The organism is Microcoleus sp. PH2017_09_SFU_O_A (genome assembly GCF_020738625.1).
In the GTDB taxonomy this organism is placed as follows: domain Bacteria; phylum Cyanobacteriota; class Cyanobacteriia; order Cyanobacteriales; family Microcoleaceae; genus Microcoleus.
The window spans coordinates 41,195-50,665 of the sequence record NZ_JAEQCF010000023.1; the positions used below are offsets into that span (position 1 = coordinate 41,195).

At 46.2% G+C, this 9,471-nt stretch carries 7 protein-coding genes; 2 read left to right on the plus strand and 5 right to left on the minus strand.

The genetic code is table 11. The annotated features are described in order from the left end of the window. The first annotated feature begins 201 nt into the window (after positions 1 to 201). Entirely contained in the window at positions 202 to 342 is a 141-nt protein-coding gene (locus tag JGK16_RS11455) for a hypothetical protein (protein WP_293177118.1), read from the plus strand. Between the two features lie 310 nt (positions 343 to 652). On the opposite strand, the gene JGK16_RS11460 is transcribed toward JGK16_RS11455, so the two are convergent. Continuing rightward, positions 653 to 847, minus strand: a complete 195-nt coding sequence (locus JGK16_RS11460; RefSeq protein ID WP_293146752.1) for a hypothetical protein — start codon at positions 845 to 847, stop codon at positions 653 to 655. Between the two features lie 114 nt (positions 848 to 961). On the opposite strand from JGK16_RS11460, the gene JGK16_RS11465 reads away from it, so the two are divergent. Next, complete coding sequence (locus JGK16_RS11465) at positions 962 to 4,060, plus strand: glycerol-3-phosphate acyltransferase (protein ID WP_293177116.1); 3,099 nt, start codon at positions 962 to 964, stop codon at positions 4,058 to 4,060. A gap of 366 nt (positions 4,061 to 4,426) precedes the next feature. Here JGK16_RS11465 and JGK16_RS11470 read toward each other — a convergent pair whose 3' ends face one another. The 4 genes from JGK16_RS11470 to JGK16_RS11485 form a co-directional block, all read right to left on the minus strand. After that, positions 4,427 to 6,154 (minus strand): phosphatase PAP2 family protein, encoded by a 1,728-nt coding sequence (locus JGK16_RS11470; RefSeq protein ID WP_293190559.1) that lies wholly within the window; start codon positions 6,152 to 6,154, stop codon positions 4,427 to 4,429. Positions 6,155 to 6,486: 332 nt separating this feature from the next. After that, positions 6,487 to 7,707 carry an ABC transporter permease gene (locus JGK16_RS11475; RefSeq protein ID WP_293190560.1) on the minus strand — a complete coding sequence of 407 codons (1,221 nt, stop codon included), beginning with the start codon at positions 7,705 to 7,707 and terminating at the stop codon, positions 6,487 to 6,489. Continuing rightward, the gene (locus tag JGK16_RS11480; protein ID WP_366517158.1) at positions 7,694 to 7,819 is read right to left on the minus strand and encodes a hypothetical protein; all 126 of its coding nucleotides are present in this window, start codon (positions 7,817 to 7,819) and stop codon (positions 7,694 to 7,696) included. The genes JGK16_RS11475 and JGK16_RS11480 overlap by 14 nt, the downstream gene beginning before the upstream one ends. Positions 7,820 to 8,024: 205 nt before the next feature. Beyond that, a complete protein-coding gene (locus JGK16_RS11485; protein ID WP_293203083.1) occupies positions 8,025 to 9,215 on the minus strand; it encodes an ABC transporter permease in 1,191 nt (396 codons plus the stop codon). Between the last annotated feature and the right edge of the window lie 256 nt (positions 9,216 to 9,471).

A 9,471-nucleotide genomic window follows, 5' to 3' on the forward strand; every position in this document is an offset into this window, starting at 1 on the left:
CTAGCGTCGCATTCTCCGGTATCATGACCTAAATAACGTCTCCTTGTAACAGGGGTCTGGTCAGCACAGCTTGCAATTTCTTACAAGCTCAGTCTCTTTAGAGCTGAGTTACTGACTGCAAAAGGCGGTGCCGGCTCTTAACATATTGTAACGTGCGATCGACCTTCTCGAAAATACTTTTGACAAAAATCCGATTTTTTGATGACTTCCGGCTCCACAACCTACAAAAACGGCGATGTGATGGCGATCGATCCGGCTCTTTCAATTTATATCGAACTCAACCGCACCGACAGCGATTTCTTGCTCTTCAAAAAAAACGACCTTGCTTATATTAGGGTATGAAAATGAATCACTTGAAAATTCAGCTATATTGACTGACTGGCTTGTTTCATTTTTTCACATTGAGTCTTTCATGCCGTTGCAGCAGCAACGCCGCATTCGCTAATATAAACTTTTTTGCTTGTGGTTGTTCTACCAGACAGGATATCAGAATATTTATTAATATGTTCTTCATTACAATATAAATACAGGACTTGTGCGAAAAATGGAAAACCCAGCCCTTAAAATTGCAGCGTTCTGGGTGCAACGACAAAGTTTTCTCATTAATTCACAAGTCCTATCTCAGTTTTTCTTCGTCTCAATAAACTTTTTATTATTTACCTTTGGACTCAGAAACATCTGCAATCAAATCATCTTTATCAACTTTTGGAACAAAATCAGGCCGTTCTTTGGATTCCCAACCCGGGGGGCGCTTGGAATTATACCACGCAATGGAGCCGATACTAACCGCAGCGACAAATCCAACACCAAGAACTGCGATCGGAATCATTAGGTTGTTCTCTACCATTTGGTTCAAATCCTTATTTACTGTACTTCTCTAGTATTTTATGTGCTATTGGCGATCGTGCAATATATCCGAAGACTGAAAATTTGAGCGAATTGCAGCCATAATACTTAGAGATTGAAATTAAAAATCCCCTTTATGCCGCTGTTGTCGATCGCACTTCTGTTAGCCGCCAGTTTTGCTCTGGGTGCTTTGCCGCTTACTCGCTGGGCGGTGCGGCTGCTGGGCGGTAAAGATTTGAGGCGGTTGGGCACGGGGAATGTGGGGGTGTCGGCTGCTTTTATTCACGGGGGGAAGTTGGCGGGAATTGCTGCGGTGTTGGCGGAAATTGCCAGGGGTATTCTGCCGGTTTTGGCGGGGAGATTTTGGTTTCCTGATTCACCTGCGATCGCGATCGCCCTGTTAATTCCTCTGGTTGCGGCCAGATATGCGATCGCCCGAGGTGGAGGCGTGACTAACGCGGTTTGGGGTCTTTTGGTATTTTCGCCGCCGGTGGCTGTCTCTTCTGGCATTTGGGGGCTACTGGTGTGGGGTTTGGCACGGCGGTTGTGGCAAAAGGGCGATCGGGCGAGACTCTTTGCTTCCCGCTGCGGCTGTCTGTGCACGCCTATCTGGGTTTGGGTGTGGCGTCAATCTTTGCCGGAATTCTTAGCAGCAGCAGGATTGGGAGTTTTATTAGCTGCAATTAATCTCAGTCAGGGTGATGATATGGCTTTATCTAAATCGGAACAATTGTTTTCTCTCGATGACTCGTTAGATGCTAAAATTTGCGGCGATAAAGCTGCGAGATTGTCTCAACTAAAACGCGCTAATTTTAATGTTCCTTCTGGCTGGATATTATTGAATGAATCGGGCATCGGGCATCGGGCATCGGGCATCGGGCATCGGGCATCGGGCATCGGGCATTCAGAAAACAGTGAAAATTTGTCAATCCCTAATTCTTTAATCGAAAATCTAAAATCGCAAATCGCAAATCGCATGATTGTGCGCTCTTCAGCGGCGGGAGAAGATGGCGATATTAGTTCGGCGGCTGGACAATATGAAACTATCGGGCCTGTTTCCACTGAAGCAGAATTAATCGCTGGCATTCACCGCTGCCGTCAGTCTTATTGGACTTCGGAAGCTGTGTCTTACCGCCAGCAGCGACAACTCCCCGATACTCAAATGGCTGTTTTGATTCAGCCTTATATTGAGGGCAAAGTTGCGGGAGTCATGTTCAGCCGCAATCCTTTAGATGGCGGTTCCCAGATAATTATTGAAGCTTTGCCGGGAGGTGCTGAATCTGTTGTCGGCGGACAAGTTACTCCGTTACATTTGGAAGTTGATTTTACCCAGCCTGAAATTTTACAACAAACTTTAAACGAACTCGAAATTAATTCAATTGTTAACCCAAAACTTCTAGCTGAATTAGTCAAACAAGCGCAAGCTATCGAAGCTTTTTTTCACGGCATCCCGCAGGATATTGAGTGGAGTTGGGACGGGGAAAAAGTTTGGATTTTGCAAAGCCGCCCGATTACTAATTTGCAGCCGTTTTGGACTCGAACTATTGCCGCAGAAGTGATTCCTGGTGCAATTCGCCCGCTAACTTGGTCGATTAATCGGCCGCTGACTTGTGGGGTTTGGGGAGAGATTTTTCGGGTGGTTTTGGCCGATCGCGCTGCTCATCTCAATTTCAACGAAACGGCGACTTTGCTGGGCTCCCACGCCTATTTTAACGCGACTTTGTTGGGCGAAATCTTTCGGATGATGGGATTGCCGGAGCAGGGTTTGGAGTTTTTGCTCAGGGGGCAGAAGATGGGTAAGCCACCTTTGGGGAAGATTTTGCCCTCTTTACCCGGTTTGTGGCGTCTGGTGCAGCGGGAGCGGGCGCTGAATGCAGATTTTGCGGGCGATCGCACTTCTATTTTTTTACCAGCAATCGAAAGTCTGGAGAAGTCAGAGAAGGAAGAAGGAAGAAGGAAGAGGGAAGAAGGAAGAGGGAAGAATGAAGAAGGAATATTAATTCCCAATGCCCAATTCCCAATTCCCAATGCCCAATTCCCAATGCCCAATGCCCCATGCCCCATGCCCCATGCCCAATTCCCCATGCCCAATTACCAAGATTTAAGTGAGTTGTTGGATAAATCTGAGCAAATTCAGAAGTGGCTGAAGCCGATTACTTACTACAATATCTTGGGGCCGATCGGGCTGGCAATTCGCAAAGCAATTTTTCGCGTTGATGATGATTGGCTTGTTAATGATACTGCTCCTGAAATCGCTTCGGTGCGAGCTTTGCAAGAGTTGGCTGAGAAATTGCGAGAAGTTGCTATTTACCAGTCAGGCGAGAATGTTTCAGCCGCACAATTAGCACAGATATTTACTGAAAGTCTGGCTTTGCAAGCAGACTTTGAACAGTGGCTGGATATTTACGGATATTTGAGCGAAGTGGGAACTGATATCGCTGTTCCTACTTGGCGAGAACAGCCGGAAACTTACCGCAAATTGCTGGTAACTATGGCTCAAAAATCTGCTGTTGCTAATTCAGCAGCAACTGGAAAATTAAGCTTGACTTTTGCTCAGAAGTGGCGCTTAAATAAATGTCAGGAACGAGCTATAGTTAAAAGCCAAATTAGTGAAATTTACGCGCGATTGTTGGCTCATCTCCGCTGGACTTTTTTGGCAATTGAAGCTTGCGGATTGGAAATGCAGGTGTTTCAGGAACCAGGAGATATTTTTTATCTGGAATTTGGGGAGATTCAGCAGTGGATTCGCAGCGGTGCGAGTGTTTCTTTTCAGGAGACGATTAGCCTGAGGCGCGATCGCCTGTTAGCCGATCGCGATCGCCCGATTCCCCCTGTAGTCTACGGCAATCTGCTGCCGAATTCTCAGAAAAGGTCGATCGACTCCTCAACATCTGCAACTGGTATCATGCAGGGAATCCCGGCAAGTATCGGCTGCGTCGAAGGTTTTGTGAAGATTTGCCGGAGTGTCACTACAGAATTAGGCGAAAATGCGATCGCCGTAGTGCCTTACACCGATGCCGGTTGGGCGCCGCTGCTGTTAGGAGCAAAGGCAATTGTAGCCGAAGTTGGCGGCCAGTTGTCTCACGGAGCAATTATCGCCCGCGAGTACAAAATTCCCGCAGTCATGAATATTGCTGAAGCTACAACTCGCCTGCGAGACGGTCAAAAAGTGCGAGTAGATGGATATCTCGGCACTGTGGAACTGCTGGAATAGTCAGGACTAAGGATGGCGAATTAAATAATTTACACAAGGGGTGTATCTCAGTTTTGCATTTACAGTGCTGTCCCCGCTCGCACTACAATAAACAATGCTTCTTGCAAAACTGATATGCACCCTTACACAAGCTTGTGGGATGGGCGTCCCGCCCGTCCTTTATAGACGGGCGGGACGCCCATCCCACAATAATTAAAATTGTAAGTTATTTAATTCTCATTCCTAAGACCAAAAAATAGCTTGACGCACTACTGATAGCGGTAAGGTACGCAGTGATTTTTTCATACATTTGCAAAATCAGAGATGCACCCAATTCAGAAAATCGAAAATGGAAAATTTTCCATTTTCCATCAACTCGCCACTTTCCTAAACTAAGAAATTCTGGACAACATAGTTCCCCACATTTCTACCCGCGCTCAAACCGTCTACGTTAGCACTCATGAAATGGATGCCTCCGTAAATGCGACTCATCCCCGATTCGTCGGCCGCTTGGGCAAAGTTGTCAAAGGTTCGCAGACTGTTGACAGACTTGTCTCCCTTATCTGCAAAGCCAAAATCCGAACCAAATACAGAGTTCAAAACTGGTTCCGCTGCACCGCTAAAGGTACTGTGGCCCGATGTGTACTCAGGAAAGGGCGGAGTTATCAGCAGCGGTGTCCACAGAGGATCGGCTGTTGTGTTGGGATTGTTGTCTGTGTCAGCTTGGCGAATAGCTGTCACGGGCCGCCAGAAATCGTACTTATATTTAGCATCCCACGAGTTAATAGCTGCATCGGCCTGGGCAATATTTAGCAGGGCGAACAAGCGGGCGCTATCTTCCAACGATGTACCGCTGAGGGCCGATGCTTCTGAGGCGATTTGGTTCCAGTGGCCGGGGGGAGTAAAAGTACCTCCGCCGTTGGCCCAGAATTTGGCGATCGCAGTTTGATCGGGCGTGCGCGTCAGACTGTCAATTTTGCCGATTTCTTTAGTCTCGTTCAACTCCTCTGCGTACTTGGCGCTATCGAGGGCGGGCGGGCCTGACGGACGAAACTGCGAACCGCTAGTCATCGCAAAGGGAGTCACATCCGGCCACTGGGGCAGCAATGATGCGGCCATGCCCGGAGGAGTCGGCTGCCAATTGCCTGCGTCTGTTTTGGGTGTGTAGGAGACTGTTTTGTTCGCGCCGTCTGTACTGCGCCAACTCATAATTTGGTCAGCAACCTGTTGTCCGATCGCGATTCCGTCTTGTTTCGATTTCCCATCGGGAATTTTTGCTAAAGACGATGCGTATGCTGCATCAAATTTGATGCTTTGTGCAGGGTACAGGCTAAGCAGAGTGCGGTAGGTAGCCGCCGCAGCCGCAGCTTCTTCTGATGCCCCCGCTGGTGCATCTATGTTGACGCGGTAAGGGCTGTATTTTTTGGTAATCGAGTTAACAGCGTCGTAAATGGCCGCGTGAACCATTGCCATGTTGCGGGAGGCTACCGGAGGCGGGGTGCCGGCTGTCCGGATGGCGTCTAGCATCATTCCGTTCGACTCTCTGATGCAGTTTCCCGAAAGGTGAGTTGCGAAGTTGTCGGGGGTGACGGTGCTGCTATTGACTCCCTGCAATACTGCTAAATATTCACCTGTGAGTTTGTCTTGAATTACCGTGCTGTTGCTGTTAGCGTCTGTGCCTTGTTGGATGTTTAAGTCGTTAAATGTGAGACCATTGAGCAACCGAATTTTGTCCTTGCCCTTCTCGAAGTCAGTGATGTAGTCTGCTGTGGCTACCGTTGGGCCGCCGTTGCTTTTGCCGATCGCAAATATGTCATTGCCTTCACCACCGCTGATGGTATCGCTACCTACGCACCCGTAGAGAGTGTCGTTGCCTGAGTCGCCAAATATCAGGTCGTTGCCTTTGCCGCCCCAGATCATATCGTCGTCTAGGCCGCCAGCAATTGTATCGTTACCAGAGTCGCCACAAATTTTGTCTTTACCTCGATCGCCTAGGAGCAAGTCGTCTCCGCTCTTGGCATAAATTATATCGTTACCATCCAAGCCGTTAAGTGTGTCTGGGCCTGAAGTTCCTTCGAGAAAGTCGAATTTAGGACTGCTGGTAAGAGATGCCATTGTTTTTATTTAATAATTTTCATCAAATAGCCAACCTTCATAGCCATCGATCGATGCTATGAGTGTTTGCTCGTAGTTTAGATTATTAGGCCTTTTCTTAAGTAAGTAAATCCCCTGAGTGAAACTTCATTGAATCTTTAATGTTTCACTCATTTTGATAAAGTTTCCGATTAATTTTTTATTTAAACTACATTGTTTTTGCTAAAACTTTACCATCCGACTGGTTTTATTAATTTTTCAACATATATACACCGTGGTTAGCATCAACGAGTAACATTATGTATATACTTGCCTAGGTATATACTTAAGTATGCTATATATGTAATTATTTGTTAAGCACTTCTCAAGGCTGCGATCGGGTCGAGTTTGGCCGCCTGACGCGCCGGGATCACGCCGAAGAAGAGACCGACGCCACCGGACACGCTAACAGCAAGGGCGATCGCCACAGGCGAAATACCAGCTTGCAGAGGCGTAAAATTACCTACAAGCAAGATACCTCCAACTCCTACGCAAGTCCCAACGATGCCTCCAGCGGCAGATAAAATTACAGCTTCGATAATGAATTGAAACAAGATATCGTGTTGGGAAGCCCCGATCGCCTTTCTGAGCCCAATTTCCTGAGTGCGCTCGCTGACAGAAACCAGCATAATGTTCATAATCCCAATGCCGCCGACTAACAAAGAAATGCTGGCCACAGCAGTTAACATAAGTGTCAGGGCCCCGGAAATCGAGCCCATTGTCGCCATTAAATCTTTCTGATTTCGGACAGTAAAGTCATCTTCTGTGGTAATCTTGTGCCGCAATCTCAGCAAGTTTTCCACCTGAAATTGAGCGGCATCCATTTTCGACTCATCTTGAATCGAAATAAACAGCGAAGTGACAGCTAAACCGTAGGGAGACTTGCGCCCGACAATGCGGTTGGCCATTGTGGCGATCGGCACAACGGCTGAGTTATCATAATTCGTACCAAAAGATGTCCCTTTCTCCGCAAATACTCCAATTACTTTCATGCTGACATTTTTGACTCGCACTTGTTCGCCGAGGGGATTGGTATTAGCAAACAGTTTTTCGGCCAATTCTGAACCAAGAATCACAACTTGATTGTTTTGCCTAACATCGAGTTCCGTCAAAAATCGTCCTTTAGCCATTTCAAAGTTTCTGACAGTCAGAAATTCGGGAATTGTGCCAAAAATCAGAGACGAGACATTTTTGTTACCGTAGCGAACGAGTTCTGAACTGTTGAGTTCGGCAGATACACCTTGCACCGACGGGACTTGAGATGCGATCGCCTTACCATCTTCTACTATCAGTGTTTGAGGTGCATTTCTAATCGAACTTCGGCTAGCATTAGGCACTCCAGCTCTCACAATCAACACATTTGTACCGAGAGATTTAACTTGTCCGCCCACAAAATTTTGAGCCCCCTCTCCAATCCCAATCATCGCAATTACCGAAGCATTTCCGACAATCATCCCAATCATCGTCAAGCTGCTGCGAGTTTTGTTTGCTAGCAGTGTTTGACCGGCCATTTTAAAACTTTCAATAAAATTCATAATAGTTTGGTAATTGGTAATTGGTTATTGGTAATTGGTAATTGGTAATTGGTAATTGGTAATTGGTAATTGGTAATTGGTAATTGGTAATTGGTAATTGGTAATTGGTAATTGGTTATTGGTAATTGGTTATTGGTAATTGGTAACTGCCAACTGTCAACTGTCAACTGTCAACTGTCAACTGTCAACTGCCAACTGCCAACTGTCAACTGTCAACTGTCAACTGTCAACTGTCAACTGCCAACTGCCAACTGTCAACTGTCAACTGTCAACTGTCAACTGTCAACTGTCAACTGTCAACTGTCAACTGTCAACTGTCAACTGTCAACAGCTTGTTTTGCCGGTACGATGCCAAAAAATAAGCCTATGCTACCAGAAACACCAACCGCAAGGGCGATCGCCACTGGAGAAACACTAGCTTGCAGAGGACTAAAAGCAGACACCAAAAACACACCACCGATACCGAATCCAGTACCGATCGCACCACCAGCAGCCGACAAAATCACAGCCTCAATCATAAACTGAATCAGAATATCCTGAGGAGAAGCACCGATCGCCTTTCGCAGTCCAATTTCCTTAGTACGTTCAGTCACAGAAACCAGCATAATGTTCATAATCCCGATACCGCCCACAAACAGCGAAATTGCCGCCACAAAAGCCAACATCAGAGTCAAAGCACCAGTAATGCTGCCCAAAGTCTTCATTAAATCCTTCTGATTTCGGACAGTAAAATCATCTTCCTTAGTAATATTGTGACGCAAGCGCAGCAGATTTTCAATTTGAAATTGCGCCGCCCGCATCAACTTTTCATCTTTCACAGAAACCGAAATAAATGTTACCTTAGTACCGTAGGGAGACGAGCGACCGACAATGCGGTTAGCCATCGTTGTCAGCGGCAAATAAACATTCATATCTTGATTGTCACCAAAACTCGATCCCTTAGCCTGCATCACGCCAATCACTTGAAAAGTTGCATTTTTGATGCGAACATATTGACCGACAGGCTGAGTATTGCCAAACAATTGTTCAGCAGCTTCTGAACCTAAAGCAACTACATTTTCTTGTCTTTCTAAATCTAGCTTGTTTAAAAAACGACCTTGAGCAACATCAAAGCTTCTCACCGGCAGAAACTCAGGAGTAGTTCCGACAATCGAAGACGAAACGTTTTTATTGCGGTAAGTAACGATTTGACTGTCATTGAGAGTTGGTGCAACTGCTTCGACAGAAGGAACTTGAGAGGCGATCGCCTCTGCATCATCCAAAACCAAAGTCTGAGGAGGAATCACCGGGCGACTTTGGGCATCAGGACTTCCGGGAATGATAAACAGCAAATTTGAACCCAGAGAGTTAACCTGTCCCGCAATATAGGTTTGAGCTCCTTCGCCAATACCAATCATCGAAATTACGGAAGCATTACCGATGATAATTCCTAACATCGTCAAGCTGCTGCGTAACTTGTTTGCCGTCAAAGTTGTGACAGCCATTTTGACGCTTTCAATAATATCCATGAGTCTATTGTTAGATTGTAGATTTTGGATTTTGATTGTTTGGGTAATTGGGAATCAGTAATTTAAATCCGTTACATTCCAGGACTTACGCAACTGACACAAAATACAAGTTAACTCTTAGGTATGTAGTTGCGCTTCAGCGCTCTTTGCTTATATCTATGAAAGAGCGCTCAAGGGGAACAACGTACCTTTATTTAAAAAAAAGTTAACTCTTAGGTATGTAGTTGCGCTTCAGCGCTCTTTACAGATATATGAA

Coding starts and splice junctions, on each gene's coding strand:
- JGK16_RS11455 (WP_293177118.1), top strand. CDS start 202: ATGACTTCCGGCTCCACAACCTACAAAAACGGCGATGTGATGGCGATC.
- JGK16_RS11460 (WP_293146752.1), bottom strand. CDS start 847: ATGGTAGAGAACAACCTAATGATTCCGATCGCAGTTCTTGGTGTTGGA.
- JGK16_RS11470 (WP_293190559.1), bottom strand. CDS start 6,154: ATGGCATCTCTTACCAGCAGTCCTAAATTCGACTTTCTCGAAGGAACT.
- JGK16_RS11475 (WP_293190560.1), bottom strand. CDS start 7,707: ATGAATTTTATTGAAAGTTTTAAAATGGCCGGTCAAACACTGCTAGCA.
- JGK16_RS11485 (WP_293203083.1), bottom strand. CDS start 9,215: ATGGATATTATTGAAAGCGTCAAAATGGCTGTCACAACTTTGACGGCA.